This is a genomic window from Bacillus sp. FSL K6-1218 (genome assembly GCF_038006445.1).
In the GTDB taxonomy this organism is placed as follows: Bacteria; Bacillota; Bacilli; order Bacillales; family Bacillaceae_G; genus Bacillus_A; species Bacillus_A thuringiensis_S.
The window spans coordinates 3,102,569-3,121,672 of sequence record NZ_JBBOVE010000001.1; the positions used below are offsets into that span (position 1 = coordinate 3,102,569).

The following is a 19,104-nucleotide window of genomic DNA, read 5'->3' on the forward strand; positions in this document are numbered from 1 at the left end:
TTAGCGTAACCTTCTCCTTTCTGTCTGGTCATACCAGTTATGTTGTTCATTAAAACATTAAATTTTTAATGCGTAAATAGAAAAATTTTGTCGATTATGCTCGATAATTTACTGTTAAATAAAAATATGAACCGAAAAAATTATATAAATATAGTTATTCGTAAATTTCATTTCTGTAATTGTAATGATTACAAATTAATGTGTATACGGTTAAAAATAACTATTCTAGCTCAACCAAGAAATTTTATTTTAGAAAAAATACTTATAGAATAATATAATAGGTCTTTTTATACTTTTTTACCTTTATTTAGTTATGTATAATTGCATAAAATGTAGATATATTTAGTAATATATGTTATATTATTGATTTTTTCACAAAACATCCTAATATCATTATTAACAAATATCCAGTATGAAGATATTAGTCTATAAACTTATCATCGTTATAAACATAGGTTTTAAATTACAAAAAAGCTGCAAAGCTTCCTTGGAACACTTTGCAGCCTTCTGTCTTTTTATTTCCTTTAGCAAAATAACGGTTAGTGTATTTTTTCAAATTAACAATATGGTACAAAGATTTCCATTGAGCTTTTGCTCACATATGTGTTTATAAAGTCTTCAAGAGCTATTTGTTTGAGCTGACGTCAGACTAGTGTTTATCTAAAATAAAACTATACCTATAAATTCAGCACATGATTGTTATAAAAATTGAAACTGTTCCGCTAACAAGATAATATCAGGTTAATCTCATACGTCTATTTGAATACAAGTTCTTTTTCTAGACAAATCACAAACTCTTTCTAGCGTAATAAGTTCAGTATTTTCATCTTTTGGGATACTTACACCCATGTTTAAGTCTTTACATTGGAGACAGCAGATAACAAACTTATATTATTGTATATTTTTCACGGTACTGCCTAGGAGTCATGCTAGTGATTTTTTTGAAAACTCTTATAAAATAACTTTGGTCATTAAAGTTAAGCCAAGCACAGATATCTGATAACGAATAAGTAGTGAGTGTTAATAATTTCTTTGCTTCTTCCACTCGTTCCCTTTGAATATATTCGCTTAAAGTAATTCCCATTTCTTTTTTAAATAGTTTAGACAGATAAGTAGGCGTAATTTCTAAATGATTAGCAAGTTCATTCAGAGATATTCCATCGTAAACATTTTTATTAATATGTTTTATACATGTAGTAACCGCGTAAGAATACTTTTTTGCATTGTATTCTTTCACACGATCTGCAAAGGTACGTAAAGCGTCCCCTGACAATCGCTTTACAGATTCTACATTATCTAATTGTTCTAGGGTTTGTATATATAAAATACTATGAGCAAAAGCAATATCTGGTGGCAGATTTCCTTCTATTGCATATCGAGTGGCTAAGGTAATCGCAATAATTCCAAGGTTTTTTTGATTCCTGAGCGGATCCTCTATTAGCATAAGTTCAACATCTTCTTGTGAAACCGCATACATATACTGTATTAACTTTTTTTTATTTCCTTCTTTGATAGTCGAAAAGAAATCATTTACTAATGCCATATTGTGCGTTTTAGGTTTGTTTTGTCGGCGTTTTAAAATATATAAATCAGGTTTCACAATTTTATTAGGAACTTCCTCTAGTACTTTATTTTTTTCCAAGACAATATCTACATCTAACTTTTCATTGAAAATCATGTAATGTAATAAAATTCCCATATCAATTAATGTAGTTTTTTTAATCTCAGATAAACACTGATAATAGGCAAGTCTTTCTTGAATGTTATCATTTGATTTAAATTCTTTCTGAAATTTTATGATCATATCATCTGAATCTTTTGGATGTATAGTAGGACCGATTATAATAGTCCCTTTAATATCATCATGATTTTCTATATGAATTAGAACAAAATTTTCAAGATAGTTGTTGCTTCGAAAAAGTGGCAAGTTACAGGGATCGTTTTCTTGATAAATATCACTAAGATGTTCTTCTTTTGAAGAATAAAAAGGACTACAAACATTATCAGATGTAGAATGATATAAAATTTTTCTGTCTGCAGATAAAATATGCACAGGGGCATTAAATGCTTTATGTGCAAGATCACACAAGTGTTGTATATCGATAGAAGTATTCATTACATTCTCCTTTATAGATCCATAAAATATATTCTGTTAGATATAATTCACGACAAATAATACTATAAAATATCAAATTAGTACAATTCACAACAAAATATTACTATATCTTTTTTATAAAAATCATATATTATTTAATTGTAGTTAGCATCTAAATATCAGAGTAGATAAGTAAAGTAAAGGAAATAAGCTAAGTTCTTTTCTTAATTCTACAAAATATAATTATTGAACTTGAGAAAACAGTGAAGTACTACAAAATACAGTGGTAGTCAATGCGAGGACCAAGCTGGAAAAAGATTTAAAATAAAGCGAAAGTAACAGGAGATACTGTACCACCGCAAGAAATAACAGTCAAAGTTCCAATTCAATCATTTATACAAATTGAATTCAAAAAATAAATACTGCTAATTTAAATGTGAAACTGAAAAACTATTTTGCTCCAAATTTTAGAAAAAGATAATAAAGAAGTTGTGAAATTGGAAACAGATGAAAGCGATAGGGCTATTTTTGAAGCACTATGCTTTGAAAAATACAAGGTAGAGGAAATTCAAGTACTCAATTAAACATTTAATTGAGAGAAAGGTCTTTTCATCAACTAAAAATAAAAAACGAATGGAATATTCAAAAAATGACACTATATTACTGGTCGTAACATTAGTTTTACTTTCCACAAAAGAGGAAAAAATATATAGACTTTACAAATACTAAGAATAGCAAACTAGCTAGTTTTATTACCGCATCACATAAAGTGAAACTTTAATCAGTGGGGTTTTGTTCATCCCCCACTGATTATTAGCCCACACCAATCGGGCTTTTACGGGCAAATAGCGGGATAAACTTATTATTAATTTCCAAATACAATAGTTGTTAATCAACAAAAAACTTCAATAATTAAGGTACACAGTAAATTGATCTCAAAACAGTAATTACTACAGTATCAGTTTTTACTTATTCTATAAAAAAAGAAATATCACTTAATAATAAAATGTTTTATATCGATTTAGACATAAAACATTTTATTATATCGGCTTAAGTATTATGGAATTAAAATTGCAAATAACACCAAAACCCTTTTAAGGGCTCATACATCGTTCGTGTCGAATTTATCACCTTCAGATACCTATGGCATTAACATAACTAAAAAAGATTATTGCAAATGAATCTGAGAGGTTTTTTCAATTTCGAAATTTATTTTTTTGTAAATTAAAGGGAAAATAATCCGTATATATACGGATTATTTTCTTAGTGTAATTTGTATTGACCTGTTAACTGTTTTTCAGCCATTCGAACTAAGCGTTTTGTAATCTCTCCACCGATCCGAACCATTTGCAGATGATGTGATGTATCAGGTCCCAGTGTGACTCCTAGTCCAAAAGCAATTTCATACTTCATTTGCTCAATAGTACTTGTAGTAGCAGAAATAAGAATTTCATTTGTATTACTTTCGTATCTTTGAATATTTATAAATAACATGTGCCTAATTATGCTATTTACGCATGAGTAACCTAATTTATTCCAGTATTTTTATAGGAACCCTTTCCCTCCCCTTATTCCACCAATTAAATTTGAAACACAAATGTACATTGCATTTCAATATAACAATAAAAGCTACAAAAGCAACGAATTTACTATTTTAAAGTTAAGTGTTTAACCTTGAAGTACTTAAATTCTTTTTTCCAGATAAAGCATACATTATATCTTGATGTTTTATTGTCCTCTTATAATTATGTGGTATCGGGAATTTATTTCGGTGTTCTTTTATTATAATTAAAGTTTGAAGTTCTATGCTCAATACTTTTGCGAGGACATGATAGTTATATCCATTGTTTAACAGAGAAATTATGTCATAAAACATAGTTTTTCCACCCACTAATTTTACTAATTTATTCTTTAACTCATCCCTTTTTTCTTTAGCTTCATCAATTTCTAACAACATAGATTTTTTATTTGTCTGCTTAATGTATTGAGTATACAACTCTGGGAATTCTTTTTGTACTTCTTTGTTTAATACTGGTTTATATTTAATCATGTAAGTAACTTGTAACAATGCGCGTTTTAACAAACTATCTTCAATGAGATACGCTACTTTATTAAATAAATGTACATATTCCTCAATATTGGAATAACTATTAAAATGAGCTAATACTCTACTTTTTATACTAAAAGCCTTGCCTACATAAATAATATTGTCATTATAATCTTTAATGAAATAAATACCACTGTCAGATTTTTTCAATTTATTATCCAATTCTTCTATACTCATAAAATGCAATTCACTCATACTTCTCTCTCCTTAGCAGTTTTAAATCGTAAAAAACAAGCAAGGTTTCTAAAAAAGTACTTAGCTGCCCTAGCATCTCTTATTTTATCTCTTGCTAAATGTCAAAAAACTGTTTCTATGTTACTCAACTATCAATATGATTATTAATAAAATTTTCGATCGTTATTATCTCGCAATTTTATCATGTAATTTCGAGATCGTTTCCTCATTTAAATTACTGTGTTTTATCGAATAAAGAAAATATATTACTACCCCAATAGTAATCCAAATACTAAAGTACACCCATGTCCTTAACGGTAAATTTAGCATTAAAAACACACAGCATACAATTGCAACGCATGGTAATACAGGTACAAAAGGTACCATAAATCCACGTTTTAAATTTGGGTGTGATTTACGTAGGATAATAACTGATAGACAAACTAACGCAAACGTCACCAAACTACCGATATTAACTAAATTAACTAATTCTTTCAAATCAATAAACCCAGCTATTATAGAGCTCCCTATTCCTGACAATCCAGTTATAAAAGTGGGTGCTCCAGTTTTCTTATTAACTCTCGCAAATGATTTCGGTAACAATCCATCACGACTCATTGCAAAGAATACTCGTGTTGCCGCATACATATTGGAAAAAATAACAGCCATAAGGCCAATTACAGCACCTGCAGCAATTGCACCAGCGACTTTTCCTTGTCCTACAACTTCCATTACATAAGCCATCGCCTCAGGAACATTTAATTCTTTATAGGAAACCATTCCTGTCATAACAAGGCATACCATAACATAAATAATTGTACATATGATTAATGATGCAATAATACCGATCGGAAGATTACGTTTCGGATCTTTTACTTCTTCTGCTGAAGTTGCTAATATATCAAAACCCGTAAAAGCGAATAAAATAGCTGCTCCACCCGTAAAAACTCCACTTAAACCGTATGGTGCAATTGGTATCCAGTTCATTGGTTTTACATAGAATATACCAACCGTAATAAACAACAAAATCATTCCAATTTTAATCAATACCATTGTATTATTGATTCGTTTGCTTTCCCTCGTACCACGGGATAACATCCATGCTAATATCAATGTAATGATTACTGCTGGTAGATTCACAATACCACCATGCGAAGGAATCGTTACTAGAGCTTTAGGTATCTCTAATCCAAATCCCTTTATTAAATTGTGGAAATAGCCTGTCCATCCAGCAGCGACAGCCGCTGTTGCCACGATATATATTAACAGCAATGACCAACCTACTAGATGAGCAACAAACTCACCAATTGTTGCATATGAGTATGTATATACACTACCAGACGCCGGGAGTGTAGAAGCAATTTCCGCGTAACATAATGCTATAAATCCACATATAATTGCTGCAAGTATAAATGAAAAAACAACTGCTGGGCCAGCATTTCTTGCTGCTACTAATCCAGTTAACACAAGAACGCCCGTTCCAACTATCGAGCCTACCCCTAACATAATTAAATCAAATGCTCCTAATGTTTTCGTTAAAGTCTTGCTTTGATTATGCTCTAACAATTGTGTAACGGATTTCTTTTTTAGTAAATTACTCATATTTTCTGTATCCCCTTTAAAATAAGGTTTGTTCTTCTCGTTAGTGTTGTATATAAATTTACTTAGTTATTAACTAGCCTCATAATATTTCTTTTACATTAAATAGATTTGAAATTTTATATAAATTCGCTTCTCACTTACTAGTTAAACTAGACATTTCCATAGATTTTTGCGTACAACGTTTCATAGCTGAAATGATAGCTGTTCTTAAACCTTTTTCTTCTAGCGTTACTACAGCCTCTATCGTCGTTCCACCTGGAGAACAAACCATATCCTTCAATTCACCTGGATGTATTCCTGTTTCCAATACCATTTTTGCAGAACCTAATACAGCCTGAGCCGCAAATTTATAAGCTTGTTTTCTCGGCATACCGCCAAGTACAGCAGCATCTGCCATGGCTTCTATAAACATATACACATATGCTGGAGAAGAACCACTAATAGATGTAACAACATCCATTAGTTTTTCATTTATGACCTCCGTCTGGCCGAAAATATTAAATATGTTCAGTACCTCTTTTATATCTTTTTCTGTAACCATTTCATTAAAACATAACGCAGACATTCCTTCTCCAACAAGTGCCGGTGTATTAGGCATTACTCTAACAACTTTTAACTTTCTACCAAATTCATTCTCAGTGCTCTTAATACTTTTTCCTGCAGCAATAGTTACAACGATTACATCATTTTTTATTTGATCTTTTATTTGGTTAATTACCGATGAGTATAAATCTGGTTTGATTGATAAAATTAAAATGTCAGCACTGTTAGCGACTTCATTGTTGTTAGTAGTTATAGTTATGCCATATTCATTACTAGCATTTTTTAAATTAATGACGTTTAAATCTGAACAAATTATTTGATCTGGAGAAACTATATTTTTTTTTATCATCCCACCTATCATAGCAATACCCATGTTTCCACATCCGATGAATCCTATTTGTTTATTCATAATAATTTGCTCTTGCTCCTTCTACTCTAAATTTTATTGATTTTGAAATTATTATTCTAAATAAGGGCTATTACAATTACTTGGTTTATCAATAGAATTTCAAAATTCTCCTTCCTATATAAAGCTTACATATACCTCTAATAACTTCTTTGCTTTCGCTGAATTTTGAGGTGTGGGTCTTACTGCCCGGCAAATAGCGGGATAAAATCATTTCTTTAATCTATAATAAGAAGGACATAAAAAAACAAAAAGTTACAAAAATTTTCAAATTAAAACTTTTATAACTTTTTGTTTTGATGCAAATATAATTTCAATTAATGTATCTCACCGTTTTAAACTTGACGCTCCATAATCTTGTATAGTTACATTTATATGATATTTAATCGGTACTTTACTAAATGTTTGATCCCAATTTTTTTTGACTTTCTCCCATGTTCTCGGGTGTTTAATTCTTAGTTGGTTGCCAAAACCCGCAATATCGACTTGATATTCTTTTTGTATTTTTTTTGTAACATGATGTACTAAGTGCTTTACTTCTTTTTCAATAGCTTTTTCTTCCTTTTTTAAAAATTCATTTTCAAAATCTTTTCCTGATTGTATCCAATTTTCAGACAAACGCCCTTCTGATTCAATGTTTACATCAAAGGAAATATTATTTCCGTTAACATGTGGTATGATTTTGCTTTTTATTGACTTTATTTCGTATATAATGAGTTTCTTTGATTCTTTATCAAAAGTTTTTACCACACCACCATTCCTTTTTCCGTTTATCCATACTACTCCTTCCAATTCCTGTTCATTTAAAAACCCCATCAACTTTTTTGTCTTCCCTTTAATTACAGCAGCTCCTGCAAATTTTGTTTCCCCTTTTATCGATATTACATTCTGTAAAAGAAAACTGGACCCTGACCGCATCTTTCCTTCCAATTTAGCGAGCGATACAGGAGGTAAAATCCTTGTTGTTCTATTTCTATTATCTGCAATTCCAGACAAACGAAATGCTGGGATTTCTCCTTTTTTATTTGATTCCAGTACCTCCTTCGCTAGACCCTTGCTAATTAAGAGCATACAGCTAAGCCGAACTTCATTGTCACGGAGATACTGTTCAAGTAATTGTTCTAAACTGTATGTACGTACAAGACTATCACTAATAACAATGTTTTTTAAATGTGGGCTGAACATTGTGCTCTCTCTTTTCAATGAAAACTCACGAACAATTTGATGAATGGAATCACCGGTCTCAGAAACATTTATATAACGTTTTTGTTGTCCATTTCCTTTACTTTGTGCTTGCGAACTAACAATTTGATAAGTAGCTGTTATAAGATTTCTTTTAGGATAACCTCCTTCCTCATCCTCTTTCTCAATTGTTGAATCCTTCCCTTTATCTAGTGCTATACCTGCAGTTAAACTCAACTCTTCTACTTCTTTACTGCTCCAACATCCTGTTAAAAATAGAAGCAAAAGCGTCCATAACAAAGCCAAATAGAACCGCATATAATTAAATTTATTTTTCACACTACTCCTCCTTTTAATCGCGTAATAATAAGAAGAAGCAGTGGCAGTAAACCAAATAAAAATAAAGCAGCATTACCGAGCATATCCCCCAATTTAAGCAAGTCATTTATATTTTTCGAAGTCATAGCAATGATGTAAATGATTGGAATCAAAGCAAAAATAAACGGATGAATACTCTTTTTGAAGAGTTGCGCTAATCCTAATGCAGCTGCATAATAACTAATCGTATAGGTAGCAAATATTTGCATAATCCATATTACAAGCAGTAAAGATTCAAAACGTTCAAATATCAATCCAGAAATTTCAAAACTGCGCATAAGGTCAATTGTCGGCCATGTTCTTGTTACAACCCCATCAATTGATAATGCACCAATGACCATTACAACAGTTATTACATAAAAGATTAACGGAATAGAAATTCCAACTAAAATAGCTTTTACTGCTTTATTTCGTTGTTCCATAAATACCAAAAGAATTAACATAATTTCAGGACCTGTATATGCGAGAGACGTTGTTTTTATCCCATCTAATACCGGTTTAATTCCCAAACCTAATACGGGACGGAGATTATCTATCTCGAATATTCCGATGCTCATAAAGGAAATGATTAAAAAAATAAAAACAGTAATAGGAAATATTATTTCAAACATCCGTGCAATTGAATTAATACCACTCATAATCAAATAGAGACCTATCCACATAAAAGGCATAACAATAGCCCATGTGGGGGTTCCTTCGAGCAAAAAAAAGCTTATTACTTCTGCCATTGAACGAATTTGAAATGCTGAAGTTGTAAGAAAATACCCTATAATAAGAAAACTAAGCAACCTGCCTATCCATTTCCCTACAATATCTTGACTGTATTGATAAAATGTTTTATCTGGAAACTGCTGACTTAATTTGACCATAATTACTCCTGAAACCATTGCCAGTATCCCACCTAATATAACACTTAGCCATACATCTGGTGTTTTCACTTTTTCCACAGATGCTCTAGGCAAAGTGAGGATCCCCGTTCCAAGTATGTAATTTACAATAATAACAACTGCTTGCGAAGTTGTTATTCGGTCTTTAAGTTCAGTAATCACTGAAGGCCACTTCCTTTCGTCATCAGCTACCTTTTGCGGATAGTTTTTTTAGTATGCATTATTTTCGGTCGACGTCTCATTATTTTTAATGGCATGCGAACCATAAAATCTTTCCAGTCACTAAATCGATACGGAACAGCAGGACTAGTATAAGGAACGCCAAAACTTTTCAGTTTCACTAAATGACTGCAAAGTAAAAGAAAGAAGAGAATAACTCCATACAAACCAAATATCGCAGCACAAAACATAGCTATAAAACGAAGAATGCGTAACGTAATTCCCACACTATATTGCGGAATAGTAAAAGAAGAAATAGCTGTTACCGCAACAACGATAACCATTATTGGACTAACAATTCCTGCTTCTACGGCAGCCTGACCAATTATTAAACCGCCCACAATTCCCATTGCAGGTCCAATCGGTTTAGGCAGACGTAAACCTGCTTCTCGCAAAACTTCGATAGCTACTTCCATAATTAACGCTTCTATTAAAGCGGGAAAAGGAACTCCTTCTCGCGATCCGATAATAGAAATAGCGAGCTTAGTGGGAATTAATCCTGGATGAAATGAAATAAAAGAAATATACAGTGCTGGAGCAAATAATGAAACAAAAGCTGTCATGAAGCGTAATAAGCGGAGAAGCGTACCAGGAAGCCACCTTTCATAATAATCTTCTGGTGATTGCAGCAGCATACTAAATGTAACTGGAGCAATTAAAACAAATGGTGTTCCATCTAACAAAATAGCTACTCGACCTTCCATCAAAGCACTAATAACACGATCAGGTCGTTCTGTATTTTGAATCTGCGGAAAAGGACTGAGATAATTATCTTCAATAAGTTGCTCTATATAACCAGATTCGAGTACACTGTCTATGTCAATTTTCTGAATTCTGTTTTTTATTTCATCCACCAATTCTGCACTAGCAAGATCTTTAATAAATGCGACGACTAACTCTTTCTTTGCACGTTCTCCTACTGGTAGCTTTACTAATGATAAGCTCTCATCCGCACAGTGTCGTCGCAAAAGTGAGGTATTATCACTTAATACTTCAGTAAAACCGACCCGTGGCCCTCTGACTAATGCCTCCGATACTGGTTCTTCAATGTTTCGTTTATTTGCTTTTGTTGTACCAAGAATAAACACATCTGCTAAACCATCAATTAAAAGAGCTGTTGAACCTATCAATACTTTGGGTATTAAATCTTTTATGTAATGGACTTCTGCTACTTCACTAATTGTAAGAACTTTATTTTTAATATATTCTTTTGAAACAGTCCCCTCCACATAAGAAGATTCATTTTTATATTCATCAGAAAAATCATCCATTAGTAATTTCATAATATGTTTGTCAATTATCTCTTTATCTGATAGACCATCAACAAAAACGATCCCAGCTTGAATATCTGTGCGTCCAATATTAAACTTCCGAAAGCGAACATCAGAATTATGTCCGATTTGTTGCTTTATAAGTTCTAAGTTAGAGGCAAAATCATTTGTGAAATGAACGTTTGCATTTTGAGATGGTTTATGCTCTTGTTTCGTTTTACTTTGAATATTATTTTTTTTCACTTGTTTGTCTCTTGACTTCCACCAACTCATTCTTCCCACTCTTTCTCTGACATACGAACCCAATGAAAAAATCTTGAGATAGTATACGGAATTAAAAACAAGATAAAAGCTTGTACAAAGACTGTCCAATCTGGAAGATAAGAAGTAATTATGTTCCACATTTTTATCACCCAATTTATATACTCTGCTAGGATTGAGATTTCTAAAAAACGATATGTACTTAATAAAAAATAACTATAAGATTAAAGAGCAGAAAAGCGAGACATTATGCTTATTTAGTACCAATAACCTAATTAGTATAAAAACATTTCTGACCTAAAATACCATTTCCAATTATAATTTGTTAGATATTATCTCCTTTTCCCTTATTTATATGCCCGCATTTGAATTTCAAATAATATAAGGATCAATGATATTTCCTCTTAAAGAAAAAAAGATGCTAGAAGATAGCATCTTTTTTTAAATTCAACTTACTATGTATTTATATTTTATTGTGAAAATACTCGTTTTTTTTAATGAATATTAATGTTTAAAAAAATAAAAAATACATATTCTTTTGTTCTAAGTTCATACACTTCTACCAAATCGATACGGAATTTTCTGATTTTAAAACTAATATGAAATAAAGGAGAATAAAAAGAAAAACTATTATCAATCTATCAATTGAAAATAATACTTAGCAAGAGTTTATCATCTTAACTCCAAGTGTATTCGTTTTGCTTCAAAATAAAGAACTTGAATAAATTTTTTCGTATCAATACGAGCAGGTAATGTTGGTTCATTATTCAATTCTGTCATCTTTCTCCTTACGGTAGTAAAATCAAAAAATCTAGAAGCATAATTTTCGAACTTCGGGTTTAAAAAATCAGTAAGTCCAAGGGATGCTAAATGGTTTAATGATTGATAAATTGCTCTCCGAATCCGTTGTTTGGAAGCTTCTATGAACCTTTTTAATTCGGCATCTTCAGCTGAATCCCCAAGTTTTTTTTGAGCCAAATTCATAAAAATCTCTTTTAGTGAGGGAAAGCCTTGTTCCAACGTGTTATCTTGTTCATATTTATATAAATAATCTAGCATATCCATTAAATCTTTACTTCCACTTTCACTGGCTATTCCTAATTCAGACAAAAGAAAATGAATGGAATTTTGAAAATGATTAAAAGTATTTAAATGTTTTTCATTACGGTATTTTTCTTGCGCACTTGAATTACTATCCAATTTTAGTACCATATTAAGCGATTCTTGAATGTTTTTTATCGATTTTTCCAAACGAATTCGTTCAATGACTTTCCGAACAACTGTTAATACTTCAATCCGGTTAATTGGCTTAATAATATAGTATTCAACACCAAGCGAATAAGCTTCAGCAATTAATTCTTTTGATTCTACTTGAGAGACCATGATGATTTTCCCTTTAAACGAAGGTTTTATTTGACAGATTGTTTTTATTCCATCTTGAATCGGCATTAACAAATCGATAAATAAAATGTCTATATTTTTAAGGATTAGCATTTGTTGCTCTAAAGATAAACCATCCTCAGCTTCTCCTATAACCTCCCCAAGATCTTCATCCTCGATAATTTGAGCCAACATTGAGCGAACCGCTTTTTCATCATCTACTATATAAAAATACATAGAATCACCCTTTCGAAATTATATGATCAATCCCTAATCTAATTATAAAAATTGATCCTTTTCCTTCGGTTCTGTCCTCAAGCGTAACATCACCTTCAAGTTGTTCGACCATTTCTTTAACATACGATAATCCGATACCTGTCGATGGATTGCCTAAATCATCATATTTAGAAGTAAACCCAGGCTCAAAAATTGAATCTTTATATTTTGAAGAAATACCGGGACCATTATCGCCTATTTGAAATTCAACAAAATGGTGGTCTTTATTAATGTCAATTGTGATGGTTCCCATACCTTGGATAGCTTCTACAGCGTTTGTAACGATATTATTTATAATAGATAAGATTGTGTAAATATGATAATGAGGATGCACACCATCAATTTTATACACAAATTGGATGTCTTTCTCTAGCAACCGTGCATATTTCGTATTTGCCCGTATAATGATATTTACTAGTTCATGTACAGACATATAATCTGTAAAACTTTCATCAGAAATTAGTTTTGAAAGTCCCGCAAAAATACGTTGGTTATCTTTTTTAACGTCATGGACCTCACCAGCAATTTGTAATGCCTGTTGTCTTAAATCCCCAAACTGAAAATCCATCTGTTTGGGCTCAAAAGAGTCTAAGGTTTTATATAAGTCATAGGATTTTTTTGTTATATTCTCAGCATCTTGTAATGTTTTTTTTAAATGAACAGCATCTTCATATAAATTAGAGATGAGCATGAGCATGTGTTCATTTTGCTTTTTTATATGTCTCTCCCTTGATTGCGCTTCATACAATTTCATCATATTGAAAAAGCTTAGAACTATAAAACTATGGGAACATGCGATAACAATGATCTCATTTATTGCCTCGGATGTGATCGATGTTTTTAATACGAAATATTGAATCATTAATTCCACACAGTCTGACAGTATTTCAATCATGCAACCAATAAAACCAATCATTAGTGGTTGATGATAAAAACGTTTGATTTTTGCTAAATGAAAGAGATACGAGTAAGTAAAATAAAAGAAAAAACTAGGATAGTGAGTATGAAAAGCAGCTAGCCAGTCCATATTTCCCTTTATAATGACATCCATTGAGATACGAAATACTACCACGACTATCGCTGTTAAAAAGCCCGGTAAAAATGCTGGAATTCGTCGAAACAATAACAAAAAAAAGAAAAATGTTGGTGCGCCAAAGCTCATTCTAAATGTTTCATTTAAAGGAAATGACTTTATTTCACCTACTAAGGGTACTGTAAGTATCATTAAAACGAGAATATAGATGTCTTTTTTTACTAAATTACTAAGATTCAAAATAATCACTTCTCACTTTCGCCTAACAGTCAGTATACAAACCTATTTGCATTAATACAATACTTACTCTATTTTTTTCAAAAACTGATAAATAAGATATAAACGAAAGCATTATAGATTGTGAGTATTCATTACACCCTTCTACTTTAGAAAGATACTTTATAACTCAAAAATGTTCAGACACAATATAAGGTCTGAACACTTTTGGACTCGCTCTAACACCAAAATATCTGTGCTCCTTTTTAAAATATACTTAAATCCCATTCTTTTGCAATATGTTCTAACAACATAATTCCTGGTAAACTATTCCCATATTCATCAATGGCCGGTCCGTAAATACCAATACCACATCCATCTTGGAACGATAAATCCTTCCTAGATTTTGAGGGAACAAGTGTCATAATTCCGCCGGATACCCCACTCTTAGCTGGTAATCCAATGAAAGCAGCAAATTTTCCAGAAGCGTTGTACATTCCACAAGTAAGCATTAAAGCTTTTGTTAACCTAGCTACTTCTTTAGGGAGCACTTGTTCTTTGCGAATAGGATGATATCCATCATGTGCTAGTATAAGCCCTATTAAGGCAATATCTTCTGTATTTATTTCAATCGAACATTGTTTTAGGTAAACCTCTAGTGTCTCCTCCACATCTGATTCTAGAAAACCATTCTCCTTTAAATAGTATGCTAATGCTCTATTACGATGAGCCGTTTCCCATTCTGATTGAAATACTATTTCATTAATAGCGGGACGCTTCTCTATCATTTTTTCAATTAATACGTATAGAGATTCTAATTTTTCTTGCACCGATCTCCCTGGCAAAAGTGAAGCTATCGTAATCGCTCCAGCATTGATCATAGGATTAAAAGGTTTTCCTGGTTTATGTATCTCTAAACGAATAATTGAATTAAAGGCATCTCCAGTTGGCTCTACGTCAACTCGTTCTAATACATAAGAAATACCGCGACTTAAACAAGCGGCTATAAAACCGATTACTTTTGATATACTTTGTAATGTGAAAGGTATCTTCCAATCTCCTGATTTTATCATTGTTCCATCTGGCTTTACTATACAAATACCTAACTGCGATACATTTATTTCCCCCAGAGCGGGAATATAACTGGCGCTTCGTCCCTTAGCTGCATACGCTCGATAATGAGCTACCCATTGATCTAAGCAAACTTTTTCTTGACCCTCAACTTGAACGCTAGAATCCTTTATCATTTAATAATATTCCCCCGTACTATTAACTTTATATAGAATGATTTTTTCTTTACTATAATCAATAATATTTGCACTAGAACCAAGAAAAATATTCAGACATATTGCAGTCTGAATATCCTTCTTATTACACACTTTTCTTTTTTGAAGTTTTCTCATAACTATCCCAACATTCAATATTTTCAAGCCCTTTAATGTTTTCTTTATAAAAAATAGGATCTTTACCAGCTTTTTTCTGGTTTATATAATCTTGTAACGCCGCAAATGCTACTTTTGAAAGTAAGGTAATAGCAATTAAATTAATAATAACCATAAAGCCCATAAATAAGTCCGCTAAATCCCATACAATTTGAATCTTTGCAACAGAACCAAATACAATCATAGCCAACACACTTATTCTGTATATCATTAACCACACTTTACTTGTATGTAAGAAGCGAATATTTGTTTCACCATAATAATAGTTGCCAATTAACGCACCAAATCCAAATAAAAAAACAAAGATAGCAAGACAACCCGATGCCCAAGGACCTATGTGTTCACTTAATGCTGCTTGTGTAAGTGCAATACCATTTAACCCCGGTTGTTTATATGCATCAGACAGCAAAATAATAAAGGCAGTGCTAGTACAAATGATCAGTGTATCCGTTAATACACCAAATGCTTGAATCAGTCCTTGTTTCACCGGATGACTTGTTGTTGCTGTTGCGGCAACGTTTGGTGCACTTCCCATACCAGCTTCATTTGAGAATAAACCGCGTTTAACTCCATTCATAAGTGCTGCACCAATTGAACCGCCTGCTATTTGTTTAAAACCAAATGCGTTTTGAACAATAAGAGCAAGAACTTCCGGCATTTTTGATATGTTGGTAACTACAACAAATAATGCAACTCCAATGTATAATACCGCTAAAAATACCACCTTGTATTCAGCCATTTTTGCAATACGTTGTACACCACCAAAAATAATCGCAGCGAAAGCAATGGCCATGATTATCCCAACTGTTAGACGATCTGTACCAAATGAGTTTTGAAAAGCAATTGTAACTGTATTTGATTGTACTGAATTGAATACAAGTCCAAAAGTAATTGTGATTAAAATAGAGAATAATACTCCCATCCAACGTTTATTCAACCCTTTTTCCATATAATAGGATGGACCACCGCGGAAACCAGTTTTATCTTTTACTTTATATATCTGTGCTAATGTGCTTTCGACAAAACTAGATGCCGAGCTAATAATAGAAATAATCCACATCCAAAATACAGCTCCAGGACCACCTAATGCAATTGCAATCGCAATTCCTGTGATATTCCCTGTTCCAACGCGGGCTGCCATACCAATACAAAACGCTTGAAAAGGAGAGATTTGATCTTTAGAACCACTTTTCCCCTCCATTAATACACGGACCATCTCTTTTAACATTCGAAACTGTACAAAATTCAATTTAAATGTAAAATAAATTCCGCAAATAACAAGCATAATAATTAACAATTTAGACCATAAAAAATCATTTGTTGATCCGACTAAATCTACAAAAAAACTTTCCATATTATCACTCCATACCAAATTTTATATATCATAATCTATATAAAATCACCTATATTTCCTGGTATAAATACCTCTTTCATATTCAAATACAACAAGGATAAAAGTTTTCTATATTAATAGGATTGACCTGTTAAGCAAACATCACAACATATAACTGTAAAACTGAAATTTTGAAGAACTTAACGTTTATACACCCGTTGCTCTATCCCCTTCTGTAAAACTAATATTCTTATCCACTAATGTTGTTGTACTATTATGTTTGTTTCGTTTACGGTGATTTACATTTAAATCATAAAATCAATAGTGATTAACTGGTTATTTATTAATTTTATCAAGAACATGAAAATATCTCCTTTCTCACTACTAATCTCAAAAATAGGCTAGGTAAAAACTTCGCAAAAAATCTATAAAGCGCTTTCAACCTTCAACTAAGAGAAGCTTGTCTTTAATTTATAATTAAAAGTACAGAATGTTACGAAAAAGTACAGATTTTTATAAAAACAAAAAAATATTTTAAGATTTTTCATCTAAAAAACAGTGAGATTTTGTGAATTTTATACAGTATCCAAACGTCGCGGATTCTGTTCTACCTAACCTTTGACAAGCCTCTATTTTCTTCATATAAACATGCATATTTTTTCTCTTTTAGAAGTTCATATAAAGTATTTGAAATCAAGAATCAATGAAATATTATAAGAATATTTAAAAAAATAAAACATTTAATTTATTTATGGTATCATACAAAAAACATTTGTTTTCTCAATTAATCCCCCTAGCTGGATTCTTCTATATTGCACATATTTACAACATTAAAGACACTAAGAAAAAAAGGATTTTGTTGAAGGGATGAAACATTACAAAACTCTTATTTAGGACCTTATGACATCCTCTTTTCTAGCAATATCGAGTTATCCCCAAAAACGTATATTTCCTAACATAGATTACAGGTGGTGTATTGTGAAAGAAATAGTATTCGTTCAAAATAAAAAAAGACTCCTTATGAAATTCGAATTTTTAAAAAAGGATTTAGTACTTACCATTTCACTGATACTAGCAATTGTAAGCTGCTTAATACATTCGCCAAAGATCGAATATATTAACTTTGAAGTGTTAATTAGCTTATTTAATCTAATGGTGGCCATTAAGGCCTTGGAACAGCTAAAGATATTAGACAAACTTGCCGTTGCGATTTTAAATAAATGCAATAACAGCAGGTCAATATCTATTATTCTAATTTTGTTATGCTTTATTTGCTCCATGTTTGTAACAAATGATGTTGCTCTCCTCACTTTTGTACCAATAACACTTGTCATTAGTAAAAAAACACAAATGAACATGATGGATACAATCATCCTGCAGACAATTGCGGCAAACATCGGTAGTAGCTTGATGCCTATGGGAAACCCACAAAATTTATACCTATATTCTTACTATGGAATTAAGCTCATCCCATTTTTAGGTTCAATCCTGCTTTTAGCTGTACTTGGAATTAGTTTGTTATTTATATTTACTCAAAAACTTCAAAAAACAGATTTGAAAATAGAACTATCTGTTATTACCGTGAAAAATCGAAAAAAAGCTACTGTCTGGATTTTGATACTGATCACTATCATTGCATCTATTTTTGGTGTCATTAATTATTACATTGCGCTAATAGTCACACTGATAGCAGCATTTACGTTAGATAGAAACTTACTATTTAAGATCGATTACTTTCTTCTAATAACCTTTGTCTGTTTTTTTACTTTTATCGGAAACATTTCCCATTCCGATGCACTGGGGACATTTGCTCGCGCTAATTTAAGAGGAGATACTTCAGTCTTCTTTAGTTCCATATTTTTGAGTCAATTGATTAGCAATTTTCCTACTTCAATTCTTCTATCAAACTTTACTTCTGATTGGAAAGCTTTATTACTAGGAGTAAATATTGGAGGGCTTGGAACAATTATCGCATCTTTAGCCAGTGTAATCTCCTATAAACTATTCATTCAGGCCAATGTTAAAGAGAGTAAGGCGTATTTAATTAAATTTAGCATTTACAACTTTTCATTTTTAATCATACTTACATGTATACAATACTTTATCTTTAAATTTCTAAAAATTTTTTAAAAAATTGATTCCTTTAGAAAAACCCAAATTTCTCAGCATTAAATTGAGAAATTTGGGTTTTAATATAGGTATGTTTAAAGAGCTACAACAAAGTTACCATCAATTTAATATTTTGAGATGTTCCCAAAGCGAAAACCTTTTAGCTTTTACGTTATTTAATAGAGTTCGG

15 protein-coding genes are annotated in these 19,104 nt (G+C 31.6%); 2 read left to right on the forward strand and 13 right to left on the reverse strand.

Going from position 1 to position 19,104, the window contains the following annotated elements; all coding sequences use genetic code 11:
- Positions 1–886: 886 nt before the first annotated feature.
- The gene (locus tag MHI26_RS15835) at positions 887–2,116 is read right to left on the reverse strand and encodes a helix-turn-helix domain-containing protein (protein WP_061665937.1); all 1,230 of its coding nucleotides are present in this window, start codon (positions 2,114–2,116) and stop codon (positions 887–889) included.
- Between the two features lie 434 nt (positions 2,117–2,550).
- On the opposite strand from MHI26_RS15835, the gene MHI26_RS15840 reads away from it, so the two are divergent.
- Entirely contained in the window at positions 2,551–2,679 is a 129-nt protein-coding gene (locus MHI26_RS15840) for a peptidase (RefSeq protein WP_340808740.1), read from the forward strand.
- 679 nt (positions 2,680–3,358) lie between these two features.
- On the opposite strand, the gene MHI26_RS15845 is transcribed toward MHI26_RS15840, so the two are convergent.
- The 12 genes from MHI26_RS15845 to MHI26_RS15900 all read right to left on the reverse strand — a co-directional run bounded on the left by MHI26_RS15845 (position 3,359) and on the right by MHI26_RS15900 (position 16,826).
- Complete coding sequence (locus tag MHI26_RS15845; RefSeq protein ID WP_000897405.1) at positions 3,359–3,589, reverse strand: alpha/beta-type small acid-soluble spore protein; 231 nt, start codon at positions 3,587–3,589, stop codon at positions 3,359–3,361.
- A gap of 166 nt (positions 3,590–3,755) precedes the next feature.
- Positions 3,756–4,397: a nucleotide excision repair endonuclease gene (locus MHI26_RS15850; protein WP_061665936.1), complete on the reverse strand. Its 642-nt coding sequence runs from the start codon at positions 4,395–4,397 to the stop codon at positions 3,756–3,758.
- 165 nt (positions 4,398–4,562) lie between these two features.
- Positions 4,563–5,978 (reverse strand): amino acid permease, encoded by a 1,416-nt coding sequence (locus MHI26_RS15855; protein ID WP_061665935.1) that lies wholly within the window; start codon positions 5,976–5,978, stop codon positions 4,563–4,565.
- A gap of 133 nt (positions 5,979–6,111) precedes the next feature.
- Positions 6,112–6,930: a pyrroline-5-carboxylate reductase gene (gene proC / locus MHI26_RS15860; RefSeq protein ID WP_001041290.1), complete on the reverse strand. Its 819-nt coding sequence runs from the start codon at positions 6,928–6,930 to the stop codon at positions 6,112–6,114.
- 324 nt (positions 6,931–7,254) lie between these two features.
- On the reverse strand, positions 7,255–8,448 hold the full coding sequence (locus tag MHI26_RS15865) for a Ger(x)C family spore germination protein (RefSeq protein ID WP_061665934.1): 1,194 nt from the start codon (positions 8,446–8,448) through the stop codon (positions 7,255–7,257).
- The gene (locus MHI26_RS15870) at positions 8,445–9,536 is read right to left on the reverse strand and encodes a spore germination protein (RefSeq protein WP_061665933.1); all 1,092 of its coding nucleotides are present in this window, start codon (positions 9,534–9,536) and stop codon (positions 8,445–8,447) included. The genes MHI26_RS15865 and MHI26_RS15870 overlap by 4 nt, the downstream gene beginning before the upstream one ends.
- Positions 9,537–9,562: 26 nt before the next feature.
- A complete protein-coding gene (locus MHI26_RS15875) occupies positions 9,563–11,137 on the reverse strand; it encodes a spore germination protein (protein ID WP_061665932.1) in 1,575 nt (524 codons plus the stop codon).
- A complete protein-coding gene (locus tag MHI26_RS15880; RefSeq protein ID WP_000267091.1) occupies positions 11,134–11,268 on the reverse strand; it encodes a hypothetical protein in 135 nt (44 codons plus the stop codon). Before MHI26_RS15880 ends, MHI26_RS15875 begins: the two co-directional genes overlap by 4 nt.
- Before the next feature lie 529 nt (positions 11,269–11,797).
- Positions 11,798–12,742: a response regulator gene (locus MHI26_RS15885; RefSeq protein ID WP_061665931.1), complete on the reverse strand. Its 945-nt coding sequence runs from the start codon at positions 12,740–12,742 to the stop codon at positions 11,798–11,800.
- Positions 12,743–12,746: 4 nt separating this feature from the next.
- Positions 12,747–14,063 carry a sensor histidine kinase gene (locus MHI26_RS15890; protein WP_061665930.1) on the reverse strand — a complete coding sequence of 439 codons (1,317 nt, stop codon included), beginning with the start codon at positions 14,061–14,063 and terminating at the stop codon, positions 12,747–12,749.
- 233 nt (positions 14,064–14,296) lie between these two features.
- Positions 14,297–15,277 (reverse strand): glutaminase GlsA, encoded by a 981-nt coding sequence (glsA, locus tag MHI26_RS15895; RefSeq protein WP_061665929.1) that lies wholly within the window; start codon positions 15,275–15,277, stop codon positions 14,297–14,299.
- A gap of 124 nt (positions 15,278–15,401) precedes the next feature.
- Positions 15,402–16,826: an alanine/glycine:cation symporter family protein gene (locus tag MHI26_RS15900; RefSeq protein WP_061665928.1), complete on the reverse strand. Its 1,425-nt coding sequence runs from the start codon at positions 16,824–16,826 to the stop codon at positions 15,402–15,404.
- Between the two features lie 957 nt (positions 16,827–17,783).
- Here MHI26_RS15900 and MHI26_RS15905 point away from each other — a divergent pair.
- A complete protein-coding gene (locus MHI26_RS15905; protein ID WP_061665927.1) occupies positions 17,784–18,935 on the forward strand; it encodes an anion transporter in 1,152 nt (383 codons plus the stop codon).
- The last annotated feature ends 169 nt before the right edge of the window (positions 18,936–19,104 follow it).